The organism is Caballeronia sp. INML1, assembly GCF_023631085.1.
GTDB lineage: Bacteria > Pseudomonadota > Gammaproteobacteria > Burkholderiales > Burkholderiaceae > Caballeronia > Caballeronia turbans.
In genome coordinates this window covers 16245-33538 of sequence record NZ_JALQDT010000008.1, presented here as the reverse complement: position 1 = coordinate 33538, position 17294 = coordinate 16245, and the positions used below count along the sequence as shown (strand labels likewise).

The 17294-nt window shown below is 66.3% G+C and carries 16 protein-coding genes; 9 read left to right on the top strand and 7 right to left on the bottom strand.

Annotated elements, in window-relative coordinates; genetic code table 11:
• Nucleotides 1-40 precede the first annotated feature (40 nt).
• Nucleotides 41-4141, bottom strand: coding sequence for a translocation/assembly module TamB domain-containing protein (locus NCR38_RS03250; protein ID WP_250476413.1), 4101 nt, complete (start codon nt 4139-4141; stop codon nt 41-43).
• Between the two features lie 34 nt (nt 4142-4175).
• Nucleotides 4176-5963, bottom strand: a complete 1788-nt coding sequence (locus NCR38_RS03245; RefSeq protein WP_409241420.1) for an autotransporter assembly complex protein TamA — start codon at nt 5961-5963, stop codon at nt 4176-4178.
• A gap of 342 nt (nt 5964-6305) precedes the next feature.
• Between NCR38_RS03245 and NCR38_RS03240 the strand changes: the two genes are divergently transcribed.
• The 4 genes from NCR38_RS03240 to panD all read left to right on the top strand — a co-directional run bounded on the left by NCR38_RS03240 (nt 6306) and on the right by panD (nt 8709).
• Nucleotides 6306-6494 (top strand): DUF3460 family protein, encoded by a 189-nt coding sequence (locus NCR38_RS03240; RefSeq protein ID WP_250476444.1) that lies wholly within the window; start codon nt 6306-6308, stop codon nt 6492-6494.
• 86 nt (nt 6495-6580) lie between these two features.
• On the top strand, nt 6581-7408 hold the full coding sequence (locus NCR38_RS03235) for a ScpA family protein (RefSeq protein WP_061118907.1): 828 nt from the start codon (nt 6581-6583) through the stop codon (nt 7406-7408).
• Nucleotides 7409-7478: 70 nt separating this feature from the next.
• Entirely contained in the window at nt 7479-8312 is an 834-nt protein-coding gene (gene panC, locus NCR38_RS03230) for a pantoate--beta-alanine ligase (RefSeq protein ID WP_061118809.1), read from the top strand.
• A 10-nt stretch (nt 8313-8322) separates the two neighbouring features.
• Nucleotides 8323-8709, top strand: coding sequence for an aspartate 1-decarboxylase (gene panD, locus NCR38_RS03225; protein ID WP_250476412.1), 387 nt, complete (start codon nt 8323-8325; stop codon nt 8707-8709).
• A gap of 48 nt (nt 8710-8757) precedes the next feature.
• Here the strand turns inward: panD and NCR38_RS03220 are convergent, their stop codons facing one another.
• The gene (locus NCR38_RS03220; protein ID WP_250476411.1) at nt 8758-9384 is read right to left on the bottom strand and encodes a ParA family protein; all 627 of its coding nucleotides are present in this window, start codon (nt 9382-9384) and stop codon (nt 8758-8760) included.
• 198 nt (nt 9385-9582) lie between these two features.
• Here NCR38_RS03220 and NCR38_RS03215 point away from each other — a divergent pair, with 198 nt between their 5' ends.
• Nucleotides 9583-10002 (top strand): PaaI family thioesterase, encoded by a 420-nt coding sequence (locus NCR38_RS03215; protein WP_061118906.1) that lies wholly within the window; start codon nt 9583-9585, stop codon nt 10000-10002.
• Here the strand turns inward: NCR38_RS03215 and NCR38_RS03210 are convergent.
• A complete protein-coding gene (locus tag NCR38_RS03210; protein ID WP_061118806.1) occupies nt 9996-11471 on the bottom strand; it encodes a cobyric acid synthase in 1476 nt (491 codons plus the stop codon). The genes NCR38_RS03215 and NCR38_RS03210 overlap by 7 nt on opposite strands.
• A gap of 56 nt (nt 11472-11527) precedes the next feature.
• On the opposite strand from NCR38_RS03210, the gene cobU reads away from it, so the two are divergent.
• From cobU to NCR38_RS03190, 4 genes are read left to right on the top strand one after another with little or no spacing between them, the layout of a single operon-like run.
• Nucleotides 11528-12076, top strand: a complete 549-nt coding sequence (cobU, locus tag NCR38_RS03205; protein ID WP_250476410.1) for a bifunctional adenosylcobinamide kinase/adenosylcobinamide-phosphate guanylyltransferase — start codon at nt 11528-11530, stop codon at nt 12074-12076.
• Between the two features lie 5 nt (nt 12077-12081).
• Nucleotides 12082-13023 (top strand): adenosylcobinamide-phosphate synthase CbiB, encoded by a 942-nt coding sequence (gene cbiB / locus NCR38_RS03200; RefSeq protein ID WP_250476409.1) that lies wholly within the window; start codon nt 12082-12084, stop codon nt 13021-13023.
• 1 nt (nt 13024) lies between these two features.
• The gene (cobD, locus tag NCR38_RS03195) at nt 13025-14020 is read left to right on the top strand and encodes a threonine-phosphate decarboxylase CobD (protein ID WP_250476408.1); all 996 of its coding nucleotides are present in this window, start codon (nt 13025-13027) and stop codon (nt 14018-14020) included.
• A complete protein-coding gene (locus NCR38_RS03190) occupies nt 14020-14910 on the top strand; it encodes a cobalamin-binding protein (protein WP_250476407.1) in 891 nt (296 codons plus the stop codon). Before cobD ends, NCR38_RS03190 begins: the two co-directional genes overlap by 1 nt.
• Before the next feature lie 19 nt (nt 14911-14929).
• Here NCR38_RS03190 and cobC read toward each other — a convergent pair whose 3' ends face one another.
• Genes cobC through cobT form a run of 3 tightly spaced genes read right to left on the bottom strand, consistent with a single transcriptional unit; the run spans nt 14930 to nt 17293 of the window.
• Nucleotides 14930-15499, bottom strand: coding sequence for an alpha-ribazole phosphatase family protein (gene cobC / locus NCR38_RS03185; protein ID WP_250476406.1), 570 nt, complete (start codon nt 15497-15499; stop codon nt 14930-14932).
• Nucleotides 15484-16242 (bottom strand): adenosylcobinamide-GDP ribazoletransferase, encoded by a 759-nt coding sequence (locus tag NCR38_RS03180; RefSeq protein WP_250476405.1) that lies wholly within the window; start codon nt 16240-16242, stop codon nt 15484-15486. Before NCR38_RS03180 ends, cobC begins: the two co-directional genes overlap by 16 nt.
• Before the next feature lies 1 nt (nt 16243).
• A complete protein-coding gene (gene cobT, locus NCR38_RS03175) occupies nt 16244-17293 on the bottom strand; it encodes a nicotinate-nucleotide--dimethylbenzimidazole phosphoribosyltransferase (RefSeq protein ID WP_061118799.1) in 1050 nt (349 codons plus the stop codon).
• Nucleotide 17294: the final 1 nt, after the last annotated feature.

Genomic DNA, 17294 nt, shown 5'->3' with positions numbered 1-17294 from the left:
GCGAATCGCGTGCCCTTTTTTCGTCGAGGAGCGCGGGATGTCAGTCCGGTTCCGGCGCGGACGCGGAATCCGCCGCCGACGCCCGCGCTGCCGACGAAGACGACGCCCACAAGCGCGTCCACGAATTGAACCGCCGCGTATAGGACAGATCGACGCCCTGGTACGTCCCGCCATACGCCGTCACGGCCCAGAAGCGCGACAGGTTCAACGTAGCCTTCACCGCATTGCTCGCCGATTGCAGTCCCTGCTCATAGCCGATCACGAGCCGCTCGTTGATGGCCTTCGAGACCATCACGACCTGCGGATCGGTCAGCCCGACCTCGCTCGATCCGATCGTGAACTCGTCGAGCCCGAACGTCTGCGCGATGCGCTTGCCGCTCGTGCTGCCGAGCAACGCAAGCGCGCTCGTCATGGCGCTCTGCTGGCCGACGTTGTTGCCCTGATCCGTACCATGCCCGAACAGCAGCCACGACAGCTTTTCGTTGTCGGGCACGTTCGGCTCGGAAATCAGCTTCGCGACCGGCGCCTGCACCGTGCCTGTCACCTGAACGCCCGCCTCGACCTCCTGATTGCGCCGCATCGCAAGAATATTCAGACCCGGATTCGCGACCGGCCCGTTGAACGTGAAGAAGCCGTTCTCGATATTGAGTTTGCGCCCGAACGCCGTATACGTGGAACCCGGCGTCACGCGCACGTTGCCGACGGCGCGCAGCGGCATGTTCGGCGCGCTCATCGCCGTGATGGTGCCCGCAAGGCCGAGATCCGCGCCCGCGCCCTTGAAACGGAAGCGATCGCCGAGATTGATGGCGATATTCGCGCGCGGCGTGAACGGCCCGACCGGTTTCTCCGTCGCCGCCGTGATCGGCTGATTGCCGCCCTTGATCGTGCCATCGGGGCGCTCGATCACGACATCGTCGCCGAGTGAGGGTGCCGAGGATTCCGGCAGGTCGATGAGCGCGTGATCGACGGTGAACTTGCCGTCGATCGCCATGCCGCCCTGCAGACCCGCGTTCGCGATGGAGGCGCTGCCCGACAGCATCAGCTCGCGGTCCGGCGACGCGAACAGTTCCAGCTTGTCGGCGATGATGCTTGCGGTCAGATCGGGTTGCTGCTGGTCGAGCCGCACCTTTCCGGTCGCGCGCAACGTGCCGCTCGCGCCGTGGAACTCGACCTTCTGCAAATCGACGAGATTCTCCGACAACGCGATCCGAATGATGCCGTCCTTGAGCTGCACGCCCTGATCGACGACCGTCGCGGACAGGTTGTCGCCGGTGAGCGAGCCCGACAGATTCGGCTTCGCGACGATCCCCGCGATCACGAGCTTGAGCGCGATCTTCCCGCCCAGCAGATAGCTCGCGCCGAGCAGCCCGCCCGTCGTGCGCAGTTCGGGAATGTTCGCGTCGATCGCGCCGGTGAGCGGCGCGTTGTCGTCGAGGGTGAGCATGCCGTCGCGATTGACGAGCGGCGTGTGCACGTTCGCCTCGATCACGCCGATACGGCTCGCCTGCGCATGCAGCGACGCGTTCAGGCGATTGCCGCCGGTGAAGTCCGCGCGCGCCACGATATCCGTGATGCCGAGCGCGGAGAGACCGCGCGTGCCGTCGATCGTCACGTCGCCGCCACGGCGCTTGACCTGCGCGTAGCCCGTCGCGGTCGCGCCGAGCGAGAAGTTCCAGTCGCCGTCGAAGACGAGGTCGGTGCGGATCGGCGGCTCCGCGCCCGTCAGTTCCTGGCGCACGTCGAGCAGGTGCGGCACGGACAGGTTCGTGAGCGTGCCCGCCGATTGCAGACGGCCGTTTTCCATTGCAAACGACTTCAGGTTCAGCACCGCGCCTTCCGCGACCAGCCGCGTTGCGCCGAGCACGAGGCGCTTCGGGCCATAACTCACCGTCAGCGGCGATTCGAGATTCAGCGACGGCGTGCCCTTGTTCGACAGCTTCGTGATCGCGCCGTCCCAGTGCGGGCCGTCGGGCGCATCGGTGAACTTGCCCGCCGCGCCGAGCGCGAGATTCACCGGCTGGCCGCGCACCTTGCCCGTCGCGGTGACGTCGAGCGTGTGATGCGCGCGCGTGCCGTTCAGGTTCGCGTCGAGGTTCGCGACTTCGACGCCCTCCGTGCTCGCGTCGCGCGCCTTCAGCGTGAAGACGAGCGCGCCGTTCGCGCCGTCGCGGATATCCGCTCGGCCTTCCGCATGGCCGACGCGGTTCGCGCCGAAAACGACGCCATCGGCCTGATAGTTCGCCGCAATGTTCGGATGCGCGATCGAGCCGGTCACATCGCCGTCCGCCTTCGCCGTGCCCGCGATGCCAAAGCCGAGCCGCTCCAGCGCGGGCGCATCCACCTTGAAGCGCAGGCGGTCGTCGGGCGCGCCGAAGCTGCCGTTCAGATCGACGTTGTTGCCCGCCACCGACAGCGACGCCCTGCTCGGCAGAAGACGCGTGCCCGCGACCTGCACGGTGCCCTCGCCTGTCATCGGCAGATTGTCGTACATGCTGTCGTTCAGCTTGAACGTCGCCTTGGTCGTGAGCGTGGGCGCGAGTTGCCCCGATGCGGCCAGCGTGCCGTTCACGCGTGCTTCGATCACGCGCGCCGGCGCGGCGGGCTTCTTCGGCGCGCCTTTCTTCGCCGGCGCGGGCTTCTGCGCGATCAACTGCTGTTGCAATAACAGCGGGTTGAAGTCGACGATTCTTGCCTTCAGGTCGTAGCTCGAACTGGCGTCCTTCCTGAGCGCGCCGTTCAGTTCGACCCGACCCTTGCCGACCGTGAGCTTCACGTCGTCGAGCGAGGTTTGCTTCGGATCGAGCTTCACCTTGGCTTGCGCGCGGATCGCCGCTTTCGGGTCGTTGAGATCGGCGGTGATCGTCTGCGTGTCGCCCGCGAGCACGATGCCGATCGGCCCGGCGAAATCCGTCGGGCGCAGCGTCGGCTCGATCGCGTTCAGATCGAGCTTCGCGACTTTCAGATCGAACTTGCCCTTGCCGCCCGCGAGCGCGCCGCCGCCCGTCACGGTTGCGTTCTTCACGAGCCGCACGTTGAGATCGGTGATGCTTTGCTCGGCGGCGTCGAGCCGCACGTTCGCGCGCGCGTCGATAAGCGGCAGCAGCTTCTTGTCGATGGAACCGGGCTTCGCGTTGACGATCGACACCGGCCCGCTCACGACGAACGCCTTCGGGTCCGCGCCTTCGGCCGGCTTCACTTCGGCGCGCACGGCCAGATCGGCCTCGGGCGCGCTCGGGCTGAATGCCTGCGGATTCACGTGATCGAAGGTGACGAGCGCGGACTTGAGCGGCACGTCGGCGAAGGGCAACGCTTCGACATGCGCGCGCCCGACGAGCTTCATGCCGCTCGCATCGACGTCCGCGATCAGGTCTTCCAGCGAGCCGGACAGCCGCGCGCTCACATTCACCGCCTCGTTGTTGACCTTGCCGGCATAGCCCGCGTCGCCGGAGAGCGGGAACGGGCGCGCGCCGCCATCCAGCTTCAGCGCCGCCGTCACCGCGCCGAACGGCGTATCGAGGCGCTGAACCGTCGCCTGGTGATGCTGCCCGTCGCTGCGGCCGTTGAAAAGCAGCCGCGAGAATTCGGTGGTCGTCGTGCCCTGATGCAGGCGCAGCTTCTCGACGGAGAGATCGTCGATCGCCAGTTGAATCGGAATGCGCAGATCGTTCGGCAGTTCCGTCTTCTTGCTCGGCTCGTTCGACGGCGCGATGCGGGCATCGACCGTCCCGATGTGCAGATACCCGATCGTGAAGCGCAGCGGCTCGCGGGTGAGCGCCCAGCGGCCCGACACGCTGTCGACCGCGATGTCCGTGCCCTTGCCGTCTTTCCAGTGCACGTCGCGCAGTTGCAGGCCGGTCGCGATCGCGCCGCCGTCGAGCTTGCCGCTCAGTTGCCCTTTGAGCAGCGAGGTGGCGGCGTCCCACGCGTAGCGGGTTCCGCGCTCGGTCGTCAGCACGTAGAACACGCCGCCGACGGCGAGCGCGGCGATCAGCACGACGACGAGCACGAGCGCGCCGATCCAGCGCGCGAGACGGCGCCAGCCGCTTTTGCGCTGCGGCGTCGTCTTCGCGCCGCCGTCGCCGCCGCCTTCGTTGCCGGGGGGCGACGCTTCAGCGTCCGCTTGTTTCGTCGGGTCCGTCATGCCGATTCACTTCCCTTCATCGTTCTCGCGCGCATCAGAAGGCGATGCCGAGCGTCAGATACGGCTTGATGCTCTTGTTCTTGAACCCATACGCCAGGTCGACGTTCACCGGGCCGACCGGGCTGCGCCAGCGCGCGCCGATGCCCGCGCCGGGCTGGAACACGCGCTCGCCCCAGGTGTCGGTCGCGGTGCCGATGTCGAAGAACACCGCGCCGCCCCAGTCGTGCGTGAACCAGTGTTGATATTCGCTGCTGCCCGTCACCATGTACTTGGTCGGCAGGATCGAGCCCGCGACGTTGTTGCCGATACTCAGATAGCTGTAACCGCGCACCGAGTTCGCGCCACCCGCGCGAAACAGCAGCGACGCGGGCACGCCGCTCGACGGCCCGCTCGTGAACACGCCGCCGAACTCCGCGCGGAACACGAGCAGATCGTTCTTGCCGAGCGGCACATACTGCAGCGCGTTGGTGTAGAGGCGCGCGAACGTCTGATCGGCCATCACGCCCTTGACGGCGAAGCCCGCCTCCGCCCGGATGATATTGCCGCGGCGCGGGAACAGCGGATCGTCGACGTCGCGGCGCACCCAGCTCCACGCGGGCACGAGCGCGCGCGCCGTCGACGGATTCGGCTCGTTTTGCGTCAGGCGGTCGTCGTAGAAAGTCAGCGAATACGTCGTGTCGATGTTCTGACGCGAACGCGAACGCTGCACGCCGACGCGCGCGCTGTAGATCTCCGTGCTCGATACGTCGGTGATCGTGTAGGAGCCGAATACGGCGTTCACCCAGCCGTGCGAATCGGGCGGCATCGCCAGTTGCACGCGGCCGTACTGCTGCGTCTGGTCGAGCCGGCCGGAGATCGTGAACGGATACGCCTTCCCGAACGTGTCGAGATAGCTGTACGCGCCCTGGATGTGAAAACCCGTGTCCGTCGCGTAACCCACGCCGTAGCGGATGCTGTTGTACGGGTACTCGCTCACCTTCACGTGCAGCGGCGTTTCGACCGGCTTGCTGACGTCGTTGTCCACGTCGATCGCCACGCTCGCGTAGTACGGCGTGTTCTGGATCTGCCGCTGCAACTCGTTTACGCGCGCGACGTCGTACACCTCGCCTTCCTGAATCGGATTCACGTGATCGATGATCCACGCGGGATAGCGCTTCGGCCCGCTCACATCGAGCTTGCCGAGCGTGAAGGTCGGACCGCTGTCGAAGGTCACGGAGAGATCGGCGAGATGCGCGCGCGGATTGATGCGCGCCTGCGAGCGCACGATCTTCGCGCCGAGATAGCGCTTCGACTGCAGCGCCCTAAGCGCGGCGTTCTTCGCATCGTTCCAGCCGCTTTGCGTGAACGGATCGCCTTCGTTGACCGAAAAGGCGAAACGCGCCGCGTTCTCCCGCGCGTGGTCCTCGGTCGTCACCGCGCCGGTGAAATGCAGCTGCACCGAGGCGACCTGGGTCCGCGGGCCGGGATCGACGCTCACCTTGACGCTGCGTTTGTCGTCGACGGTCGTGACATCCGTGCGCACGATCGGCGTGAAATAGCCTTCGGTCGCGACGAGATCGCGCACGTCCTTGGGCGTGGCGGTGACGAGGAACTGGAACTGGTCGTCGCTCACGTCGTCGCGCCTCGCGAAGCGCGCGATGTCGAGATTGTCCTTGAGCAGCTTCTTCACGCTGCGCGGCGCGTCGACGTCGACGTCGTACTTGGCGAATGCAGGCGTGGCGAGGCCGAACGCGATGAACGCGACCATCAAGGCCGGCAAGCGTCCCGCGCCTGGCGACTTCGCGCGCAACGCGCGCAGCGGATCAAACGAACGCCCCGCCAAACGTGACCTCCGGCATCGGGATGAATGGGATTGGTATAAACGTGCAGCCGACGCGCAAGCGGGCGCAGGCGCTATTTCACCACATCGGCATGCGCCGCCACCGCAAAGCGGCCCGCCTCGCGCCAGACGTGCGCCGTTGGACGGCTCTGTGCCGGCCGGGTTCCGCAAAACCGGCACGCACGTGCGCCTTTCGAGACACGAAACACGCGCTCGCCGATATGCGTTGCCGCCGCACGCTTGCGGTAAAATTCCGCCCAAAGGCAAATTCACAGGCGAAACGCGCGCTGGCGCGTTCGCCGACATCGTCAAAGAGGCCTGCGCCTCGACCCCAACGGAAGCCGGATCATGTATCAGTCGGATATCACCCAGTTCATCAATCAGTTGAAAGAGCAAAAGCCGTCGCTGGAAGAAGAACAGCGCCGCGGCCGCGCACTTCTGTGGGACAAGCAGCCGATCGACCTCGACGAGCGCAGCACGCAACAGAAATCCCGCGTGAACCAGACGCCCTACGTCTACTACCAGAACTTCTGAACGTGAGCGCAGCCGGCCACGAGCCGCAATCGTCCGCGCATTCGCCGCATGAGGGCAAGCGCGACGACGCACGGGAAGACCGGACGGTGGCGCTCGCCACGCCCGCGACCGATTCGACGCCCGACACCATCGACGGCGTCGCGATCGCGCATCTGTACGGCGAGCCGCTCTGGAAGCTGCCCACCGACCTCTACATTCCGCCCGATGCGCTCGAGATCTTTCTCGAAGCGTTCGAAGGCCCGCTCGACCTGCTGCTCTACCTCATCCGCAAGCAGAACTTCAACGTGCTCGACATCCCGATGGCGGATGTCACCGCGCAATACCTCGGCTACGTCGACCAGATCCGCGAATCGAATCTGGAGCTCGCGTCGGAATATCTGCTGATGGCCGCGATGCTGATCGAAATCAAGTCGCGCATGCTGCTGCCGGTCAAGAAAGCCGACACCGGCGAGGAAGCCGAAGACCCGCGCGCCGAGCTCGTGCGCCGCCTGCTGGAATACGAGCAGATGAAACTCGCCGCGCAGAAGATCGACCAGCTGCCGCAGCTCGGCCGTGACTTCCTGCGCGCGGACATCTATATCGAGCAATCCGCCGAGCAGCGCTTCCCCGACGTCGACATGAACGACCTGCGCGCCGCGTGGGCCGACGTCATCAAGCGCGCGAAGCTGGTTCAGCATCACAAGATCTCGCGCGAGGAGCTTTCGGTGCGCGAGCATATGAGCGTGATCCTGAGGCGGCTTCAGACCGCGCGTTTCATGGAGTTCACGGAGCTTTTCGACACCACGCGCGGCGTGCCGGTGGTCGTCGTGAATTTCATCGCGATGCTGGAGCTGTCGCGCGAATCGCTGATCGAAATCACGCAGGCCGAGCCTTACGCGCCGATCTACGTGAGACTCGCGTACTCGCCCGCCTAGAATTCGCTTTTCCTTTCCCCAGCCTCGGTGCGACGCTGATCCAAGCCGCCCGCCAGGAGACACCCGCTCGATGAAAGTCATCAGCTCCATCCATGAACTGCGCGACCAGTTGCGCGGCCAGAACCGAACCGCCTTCGTCCCGACGATGGGCAACCTTCACGAAGGCCATCTCTCGCTGATGCGCCTCGCGCGCCAGCATGGCGATCCGGTCGTCGCGAGCATTTTCGTGAACCGCCTGCAATTCGGCCCGAACGAAGATTTCGACAAGTATCCGCGCACGCTGCAGGACGACATCGAAAAGCTGCAGAAAGAAAACGTCTACGTGCTGTTCGCGCCGACCGAGCGGGACATGTATCCGGAGCCGCAGGAGTATCGCGTGCATCCGCCGCACAATCTCGGCGACATTCTCGAAGGCGAATTCCGCCCCGGCTTCTTCACGGGCGTGTGCACGGTCGTGATGAAGCTGATGTCGTGCGTGCAGCCGCGCGTCGCGGTGTTCGGCAAGAAGGACTATCAGCAGTTGATGATCGTGCGCGCCATGTGCAACCAGTTCGCGTTGCCGACAGAAATCGTCGCGGCGGAGACCGTGCGCGACGCGGACGGCCTCGCGCTGTCCTCGCGCAACCGGTTCCTGTCGGCGGATGAGCGGGCCGAAGCGCCCAAGCTCGCCGAAGAGCTACAGCGCGTGCGCGAAGCGGTGCTGTCGGGCAATCGCGATATCGCCGCGCTCGAGCGCGATGCGATGAACGCGCTCGCCGGTCGCGGCTGGAAGCCCGATTACATCAGCGTGCGCAAGCGCTCCAACCTGCTGCCGCCGGGCGAGGCGGACGCGGATGCGCCGCTCGTCGTGCTCGCGGCCGCGAAACTGGGCACGACGCGACTCATCGACAATCTGGAAATCTGAAGGAAGCATCATGCAACGCACTCTGCTCAAATCGAAGATTCACCGCGCGACCGTCACGCACTGCGAATTGCACTACGAAGGCTCGTGCGCGATCGACGAAGACCTGCTCGAAGCCGCGAACCTGATGGAGAACGAGCAGATCGACATCTGGAACGTGAACAACGGCGAGCGCATCACGACTTACGCCATCAAGGGCGAGCGCGGCAGCGGCATGATCTCGCTGAACGGTTCGGCCGCCCGGCGCGCGCAACTGGGCGATCTCGTGATCATCGCGGCGTTCGCGCAGGTCGATGAGGAAGAGATCAAGGCGGGCTGGAAGCCGAATCTCGTGTTCGTCGACGACGACAACCGCATCAAGGGAAGCCGCGATCACGTGCCGACGCAGAACTGGACGTAATCGCCGCTTCCTGGCACAAGCCGGCGTTCCTGCGGGACGCCGGCTTTTTTATTTTTTAGACACCCATTCGATGATCGGCGCCCACTGCTCCAGATCCTTCTCGACGCGGCCCTTCGCCACGTCCCAGATGGTGAGACCGTGCGCCGCGAGCTGGACGTAGTTCTGCGTATCGCGCAGAAAGCCGAGCACCGGCAGGTCGAGCCCCTCGACGAAGCGATGCAGCTGGTCCGCCGAACGCGTGCGCGCATCCACGCGCATGCCGACCACGCCGACTTCGATCGATCCCTTGCGCACCGCCTTTTCCTTCGCGAGTTTCGCGAGAAAGTCCTGCGTCGCGAGAATGTCGAACATCGACGGCTGCAGCGGCACGATCACCTTGTCCGCCAGTTCCAGCGCGAGCGCGAGGCGATTGCCGTGCACGCCGGCGGGGGTATCGACGACGGCTTTCTCCAGACCTTTAGGCGGCTTCGCGGGCGTATCGATGTCGATGACCCATTCCTCGATCTTCGGCAGCGTGTCGACGCGCAACGAGAGCCACGCGTGCGATGAGCGCTGCTTGTCGAGATCGGCGAGCGCGACCCACTCGCCTTCTGCCGCGAAATACCCGGCCAGATTGGTTGCGAGCGTGCTTTTGCCCACGCCGCCCTTCGGATTTGCCACCACGATCACGGTCATGAAGTGTCCCGGATTTTTTGTTGAGCGCGCGGGCGCTTGGCCGCGCGGGCGCGCACGATTTCGCTTTACAAGAACAGGTGCATGATTCGAGCGTTGATATTATCGGCAAAAGTGCTGCATCCGGCACGCTGGCCGAACGGCCGTGCCGCATTCGCCGCCAATCCCGGCATTCGTCATCCTTTCCGACTCCGACCGCCCATGACCCAGCTCCGCCCCGATGTCACGCTCGATTTCCTGCGCCACCGCCAGAAAGGCCGCCTGCCCGACCTGCTCGGCGTGCAACTGATTTCGCTCGATCAGGGCGAACTGAGCGGCGAACTCACGATCCGTCCGGAACTGCTCGCGCCCAACGGCTTTCTGCACGCCGCGACCGTCGTCGGCCTGGCGGATACGTGCTGCGGCTACGCATGCATCGCGCATCTGCCGGAGAAGGCGCAGAACTTCACGACGCTCGAACTGAAGAGCAACCACGTTTCGACGGCGCGCGAAGGAAAGATCGTCGCGAAGGCCACGGCCGTGCATCTCGGACGCAGCACGCAGGTATGGGACGCGACGGTAACGAACGGCGACGGCAAGCTCATCGCGATGTTCCGTTGCACGCAGATGATTCTTTATTGAGCGAAGGCGGCCTGCAGGGCGTCGAGATCGAGCGATTGCGCGAACGAATCCGCGAGACGATCGAGCGACACCTCGCGCAGCGCCGGGTAATCGAGCGGCTCGGCGCCCTTCACGCCCGCCCATGCGAGCAGCGCGGCGCAGGCTTCGGGTGTGTCGAATAGGCCGTGCAGATAGGTCGCGGCGATCTGACCATCGTCCGAAACGGCGCCGTCGACGCGCCCCGCATCCAGCGCGACGAACGGCCGCGCGAGCGCCGCGCCATGCGTGCGGCCCATGTGGATTTCGTAGCCGCGCACGCTCGCTTGCGTGTCGCCGATCGTCAGCCGGCCAGCGACGTTCTCCAGTTGCTTTTGCCGCGTGAGCACGGTGACGAGATCGAGCAACCCGAGCCCGTTCACGCAACCCGCCGCGCCTTCGACGCCATCCGGATCGTCGATCGTGCGCCCGAGCATCTGCATGCCGCCGCAAATGCCGAGCACCTTGCCGCCATAACGCAGATGCCGCTCGATCGCGCGGTCCCAGCCGTTCTCGCGCAGCCACGCGAGATCGCGTTGCACGCTCTTCGAGCCGGGCAGCACGATGAGATCGGCGGGAGGCGGCGCGATGCCCGCGCGCACGTAGCTGAAATCGACCTGGGCGTGCGCACGCAGCGCATCGAAATCCGTGTGATTGCTGATGCGCGGCAGCGCGGGCACGATCACCTTCAATGCAGGTGCATCGCGGCGCACGTGCGGCTGGCTCGGCAGCATGTCTTCGGCGTCGAGCGTCAGGCCGTGCAGATACGGCAGCACGCCGAACACCGGCTTGCCGGTTTGCGCTTCGAGCCAGTCGAGCCCTGGTTCCAGCAAGCCGATATCCCCGCGAAAGCGGTTGATGACGAACCCGCGCACGCGCGCCCGCTCGCTTTCCGACAGACACGCCAGCGTTCCGACGAGATGCGCGAACACGCCGCCGCGATCGATATCGGCGACGAGCACGACCGGGCAATCGACGCGCTCCGCAAAACCCATGTTGGCGATATCGCCCTCGCGCAGATTGATTTCGGCGGGACTGCCCGCGCCTTCGACGATCACCGCATCGAACTGATCCTGCAGGCGCGCATAGGATGCGAGCACGGCATCGAACGCGATGCGCTTGTAGTCGTGATACGCGCGCGCATCCAGGTTCGCGTGCGCGTGACCGTGGATGATGACCTGCGCGCCGCGATCGCTCGTCGGTTTGAGCAGCACCGGATTGAAGTCGATGCGCGCCGGCACGCCCGCCGCGATCGCCTGCAGCGCCTGCGCGCGGCCGATCTCGCCGCCGTCGATGGTCACCGCGCTGTTGAGCGCCATGTTCTGCGGCTTGAACGGCGCGACACGCACGCCGCCGCGCCGCGCGAGACGGCACAGGCCCGCGACGAGCGTGCTCTTGCCGGCATCGGACGTCGTGCCCTGGATCATCAACGTGCCGCGTGGCGTGAATGGCATCGGGGGATTCCCATGAAGAGCAACGCGCTATCTTAGCCCGTCAGTACAATATCGCGATGACCCCCGATCTCACTTTCATCCTCGGCGGCGCGCGCTCCGGCAAGAGCGCCCGCGCGGAACGTCTTGCCGCCGAAAGCGGGCTGCCCGTCACGTATATCGCGACCGCCCGCGTGGGCGATGCGGAGTTCGCCGAGCGCGTGCGGCATCATCGCGAGCGCAGGCCGGCGCACTGGTCGCTGGTCGAAGCGCCGCTCGATCTCGCGGGCGCACTTCGCGAAGCCGATCGCCCCGGGCATTGCGTGCTGATCGACTGCCTGACGCTGTGGCTCGCGAATCTGCTCTTCACGCCGGCGAACGCGGGCGAAGCAATCGCCGTCCTGCCCGCCAGCGCGCGCGAGGCCTTTGCGCAATTCGATGCGGCGCTTACCGGCGTGCGCGGCAAGGTCATCGTCGTGAGCAATGAAATCGGGCTGGGCGTGGTGCCGCTCGGCTCGGTCACGCGTCTTTACGTCGATGAACTCGGCCGTCTGAATCAGCGCGTCGCCGCCGCGAGCGCGCGCGCGACGCTGATGGTCGCGGGCCTGCCGCTCTCGCTCAAAGGATAAGCGCGATGCTCCTTCTCTCCGCCTACGCGATGGCCCTGCTGGCGGTGCTCGGCGTGATCGTCGATCGCATCGTCGGCGAGCCGCGCGCGCGGCATCCGCTCGTCGGCTTCGGCACGCTCGCAAAGAAGCTCGAAGCGCGCATGAACACCGGTTTTCGCGCGCGGCCGGCGGGCATCCTCGCGTGGTTCGTGCTGGTCGCGCCGCCGGTGGGCATCGCGTGGTTCCTCGTCAGCGTGCTCCCGTTCGCCTATGCGTGCCTCGTGCATGTGTTGCTGCTCTGGTTCGCGCTCGGCGCGAAGAGTCTGCGCGAACACATCGCGCCGATTGCGCGCGCATTGAGCTTCGGCGATATCGACCACGCGCGCACGCTGACCTCGCGCATCGTGTCGCGCGACACGTCGCACGCCGACGAAAACGCGCTCTCGCGCGCGGCCGTCGAATCCGCGCTGGAAAACGGCAACGACGCGATCTTCGGCGCGATCTTCTGGTTCGCGGTCGCGGGCGGCCCGGGCGCGCTGATGTTCCGCCTCGCCAACACGCTCGACGCGATGTGGGGCTATCGCACGCCGCGCTATCTGCGCTTCGGCTGGGCGGCCGCGCGTTTCGACGACGTGCTCAACTTCATTCCCGCGCGTCTCACGGCGGCGACCTACGCGCTTGGCGGCGATACGCACATGGCGTGGCATTGCTGGCGCACGCAGGCGCGCTCGTGGGACAGCCCGAACGCCGGCCCGGTGATGGCCGCGGGCGCGGGCAGTTTGAACGTGCTGATCGGCGGGCCGGCGATTTATCACGGCGTGCTCGAATCGCGGCCGACGCTCGGTGCCGGTCACGCGGCGAACCCGAGGCATGTGGTCGCGGCGTTGCGACTCGTCGAACGCGCGATGCTCATGTGGCTCGTGGCGCTGCTGGTCTTCGCCGCCCTCGGCGTCACCACGGGTAGCTGACATGGCGCATCCCATCCGGCATGGCGGCAATCTGCGCGAAGCGGCGCGCCGTTACGCGATTCCTTTCGATGACTGGCTCGATCTATCGACGGGCATCAATCCGCGCGGCTTTCCGGTGCCGCCCGTGCCCCCCGAGGCATGGCGACGCCTGCCCGAAGACGACGATGGCCTCGCGGAGCGCGCCGCGCGCTATTACGGCGCGCCTTTCGCGTTGCCGGTCGCCGGTTCGCAGGCGGCGATCCGCGCGCTGCCTGCGCTGTTGCGCCGCGCGACGGCGGGCGTCGCGCCACTGACCTACGGCGAATACGCGCCGGCGTTCGCGCGCGCAGGGCACGCAATCGCGACGCTCGACATCACCGAGCGCGCCTTGCCCGATACGGTCGATCACGTGATCGTCGCGAATCCGAACAACCCGACGGCGCAACACATTCCGCGCGACACGCTTTTGCATTGGCACGCGCAGCTCGCATCGCGCGGCGGCACGCTGATCGTCGATGAAGCATTCGCCGATGTCGATCCCGCGTCGTCGCTGGCAAGCGAAACCGCGCGCGAAGGGCTGATCGTGTTGCGCTCGGTCGGCAAGTTCTTCGGCCTCGCGGGCATCCGCGCGGGCTTCGTGCTGGCCGCGCCTTCGATCGTCGATGTATTGCGCGACGCGCTCGGCGCGTGGACCGTCAGCGGCCCGGCGCGTTACGCGGTCATGGCCGCGTTCGCCGATACCGACTGGCAGCGCGCGACGCGCGAACGCCTGCAACGCGACGGCGCGCGCCTCGCCGCGTTGATCGCGAGCCACGGCTTCGACGTGCGCGCGACGCCGCTCTTCGCGTGGACACCGACGCCCGAAGCGCGTGAGATTCAACACGCGCTGGCGTTGCGGGGCATCTGGACGCGCCTCTTCGATTTGCCCGGCATGACGCCGAGCCTGCGCATCGGCTTGCCGGATGCGGAAGGCGACTGGGCGCGCCTGTCGCTCGCATTGCAGGAGACTTGCGCGTGATGCTGCGCGGTGCAGTCGCCTTGCTGATCGGCGTCGCTGCTGCGCAAGCGCACGCGATCACCGTGACCGATGACAGCGGCGCATCGGTCACGCTCGCGAAGCCCGCGCAACGCGTCGTCAGTCTCGCGCCGCACGTGACCGAACTGCTGTTCGCGGCGGGCGGCGGCGCGCGCATCGTCGGCGCTGTGACGTATAGCGACTATCCGAAGGAAGCGCAGGCTATCCCGCGTGTCGGCGACAACAAGGCGCTCGACCTCGAACGCATCGTCGCGTTGCATCCCGATCTGATCGTCGTGTGGCGGCATGGGAACGCGGCGCGTCAGATGGATCGACTGACGGCGCTCGGCATTCCGGTCTACTTCAGCGAACCGAAACATCTCGACGATATCGCCGCGAGCATCGACAAGCTCGGCGCGCTGCTCGGCACGTCAGCGCAAGCACACGCGAGCGCGGATGCGTTCACGCGCGACATCGCGCAACTGCGCGCGCGTTATGCGGCGCGGCCGACCGTGAGCGTGTTCTATCAGGTCTGGGACGATCCGCTGATGACGCTCAATCGCGACAACGTCTTCGACGAAGTGATCGGGCTGTGCGGCGGCGTGAACGTATTCGCGGCGGAAAAACCGCGCGTGCCGACGATATCGAGCGAAGCCGTGCTCGCGGCGAATCCCGAAGCGATCGTCACCGCGACGCCCGGCGCGACGCAGCCGGATCGCCCGTTGCCGGCGCTCGAACGATGGAAGCGCTGGACATCGTTGACGGCGGTTGCGCGCGGCAATCTCTTCGGGATCGACGGCGATCTCATCAACCGGCCGACGCCGCGGCTCGTGCTCGGTGCGGCCGAGCTTTGCCGCGATCTGGAAACCGTGCGCGGGCGGCGTGTGAAATAACCAGGGTAGCGCCGAAAGCCTAAGCATTCCACCGCACAAGCAGCCACTGCCCGCGCACGCGCCTGAACCACGCGAGCCCGCCGAAATCGAGCGGCCATTGCAACGCGCTCTCACGCGCGATGCCGAGAAGATGCGCCGCAAGCACACGCACGACGCCCGCATGAGCGACGGCATGCACGGCGTTCTTATCGACACACACCGCGTCGAACCATGCGATAACGCGTTGCGCGAACTGCGCGAGACTCTCACCGCCGTGCGGACACGCATGTTCGACATCGGCGGCCCAGGCATCGATGAGCGCGCGATCGATCGTGTCCCACGCGCGGCCTTCCCACGCGCCGAAGTGCATCTCCATGAGACGCGCATCGATATGCGCATCGGCTGAAAGGACACGCGCCAGCGACGCGCATCGCTCGAGCGGACTCGCATGCCATCCGTCCACGCACGCCGGAACGTCCAGCGCCTTCATGCGCGCCGTCAATGCGCCGGCGAGATCGCGCACATCGTGGCGCAAGGGCACATCGGTCTGGCCATAGCACACGCCCGCTTCGATGGCGACTTCTGGATGTCGAATCAGGACGAGATCCATGCGAGCCCGATGAGATAGATCGCGATTTCGAACACTTGCTGCGCGAATCCCAGGCAATCGCCCGTATAGCCGCCGATGCGACGCACGAAGTATCGCCCGATAAAGAAGCGCAAAACGATCAGCGCGACGATCGTGACGCACGCGAGCTTCCAGTCGATCACGAAAAGCCAGGGCACGCCGAACAGGAGCGCGAGCGCGAACGACGCAGCGCTCATGCGCTGCGCGACCGGTTTGGCCTTGCCCTCGGCGCGCACGTAGTCGAGCGTGACGAGATAGCTGATCGCGAACGCGCGGCTCGCGGCGTGCGCGGCGATCATCGTCCACGCGACGCGTTGCGGCGGCAGCGCGGTGAGCGTCTGCCATTTCAAAGCGAGCGCGATCACGAGTGCAATCGCGCCGAATGCGCCGATGCGCGAGTCGTGCATGATGCGCAGCGCATCCTCGCGCGTGTACGCGCCGCCGAACGCATCGACGCAATCGGCGAGTCCGTCTTCATGGAACGCGCCGGTCATGACGAGCGTCGCGGCCATCGACAACAGCACTGCGACGCCCGCGGGAAACACGCGCAACGCCGCGAGATAGACGAGCGCCGCGACGCCGCCGACCATCGCGCCGACGAGCGGAAAGTAACGCGCCGCCGCGTTCAGATACTCGCGCTCGAAGCCGACCCAACGCGGCACCGGCACGCGCGTGAAATAGCCGAGCGCGGTGAAGAAGTAGCGCAGTTCGTCGAGGGGACGCATCTCAACCGGCTTTGTTCGACACACCGGCCGACTCGAAGCTCGCCATCTCGTCGACGAACGCGACGGCCGCGCGCAGGATCGGCAACGCGAGCGCCGCGCCCGTGCCTTCGCCGAGCCGCAGATCGAGTTGCAAGAGCGGCGCGGCATCGAAATGCGCGAGCATGCGCCGATGCCCCGTTTCGTTCGACGCATGCGCGAACACGCAGTACTCGAGCACCTCGGGCGCGATCTTCGCGGCCACGAGCAACGCCGATGTCGCAATGAAGCCATCGACCAAGATCGTCATGCCTTCGCATGCGGCGGCGAGATACGCGCCCGTGATCATCGCGATTTCGAAGCCGCCGAAAGTCGCGAGCGTGTCGATCGCATCGCCTTCGCGATGCAGCGCGAGCGCGCGGCCGAGCACATCGCGCTTGTGCGCGAGGCCATGGTCGTCGAGACCCGTGCCGCGGCCGACGCACTCGCCGATCGGCAGATCGCACAAGCGGCTCATCAGACACGCCGCCGCCGATGTATTCGCGATGCCCATCTCGCCGAAGCCGATCACGTTCGTGCCGAGCGACGCGTGATGCCGCACGCGCGCCGCGCCGCGCGCGATGCCTTCGAGCGCGGTCTCGCGCGACATCGCGGGCTCCCGCGCGAAGTTGCGCGTGCCGAGTCCCAGCGACAGACGTTCGTACCCGTGGTCGATGGGAATCGGCGTCGCGACACCCGCATCGACGACTTCGAGCGACATGCCGACCGAGCGCGACAACGCGTTGATCGCCGCGCCGCCGCTCAAGAAATTCGCGACCATCTGCGCCGTCACTTCCTGCGGATACGAACTCACGCCCTCTTTCGCGATGCCGTGATCGCCGGCGAAGACGATCATCGCGGGACGCTCGATGCGCGGCCTGGTCGCGCGCTGGATCAGGCCCATTTGCAGCGCGAGGGATTCGAGCCGCCCGAGACTGCCGGGCGGCTTCGTCTTCATGTCGATGACGCGGCGCAGTTCGGCTTCGAGTGCGCGGTCGAGTGCGCGGGGCAGCGGGATGTCGTTGAACGAGGACATC

Coding starts and splice junctions, on each gene's coding strand:
- NCR38_RS03250 (WP_250476413.1), bottom strand. CDS start 4,141: ATGACGGACCCGACGAAACAAGCGGACGCTGAAGCGTCGCCCCCCGGC.
- panC (WP_061118809.1), top strand. CDS start 7,479: ATGAAAGTCATCAGCTCCATCCATGAACTGCGCGACCAGTTGCGCGGC.
- panD (WP_250476412.1), top strand. CDS start 8,323: ATGCAACGCACTCTGCTCAAATCGAAGATTCACCGCGCGACCGTCACG.
- NCR38_RS03220 (WP_250476411.1), bottom strand. CDS start 9,384: ATGACCGTGATCGTGGTGGCAAATCCGAAGGGCGGCGTGGGCAAAAGC.
- NCR38_RS03215 (WP_061118906.1), top strand. CDS start 9,583: ATGACCCAGCTCCGCCCCGATGTCACGCTCGATTTCCTGCGCCACCGC.
- NCR38_RS03210 (WP_061118806.1), bottom strand. CDS start 11,471: ATGCCATTCACGCCACGCGGCACGTTGATGATCCAGGGCACGACGTCC.
- cobU (WP_250476410.1), top strand. CDS start 11,528: ATGACCCCCGATCTCACTTTCATCCTCGGCGGCGCGCGCTCCGGCAAG.
- cbiB (WP_250476409.1), top strand. CDS start 12,082: ATGCTCCTTCTCTCCGCCTACGCGATGGCCCTGCTGGCGGTGCTCGGC.
- cobD (WP_250476408.1), top strand. CDS start 13,025: ATGGCGCATCCCATCCGGCATGGCGGCAATCTGCGCGAAGCGGCGCGC.
- NCR38_RS03190 (WP_250476407.1), top strand. CDS start 14,020: ATGCTGCGCGGTGCAGTCGCCTTGCTGATCGGCGTCGCTGCTGCGCAA.
- cobC (WP_250476406.1), bottom strand. CDS start 15,499: ATGGATCTCGTCCTGATTCGACATCCAGAAGTCGCCATCGAAGCGGGC.
- NCR38_RS03180 (WP_250476405.1), bottom strand. CDS start 16,242: ATGCGTCCCCTCGACGAACTGCGCTACTTCTTCACCGCGCTCGGCTAT.
- cobT (WP_061118799.1), bottom strand. CDS start 17,293: ATGTCCTCGTTCAACGACATCCCGCTGCCCCGCGCACTCGACCGCGCA.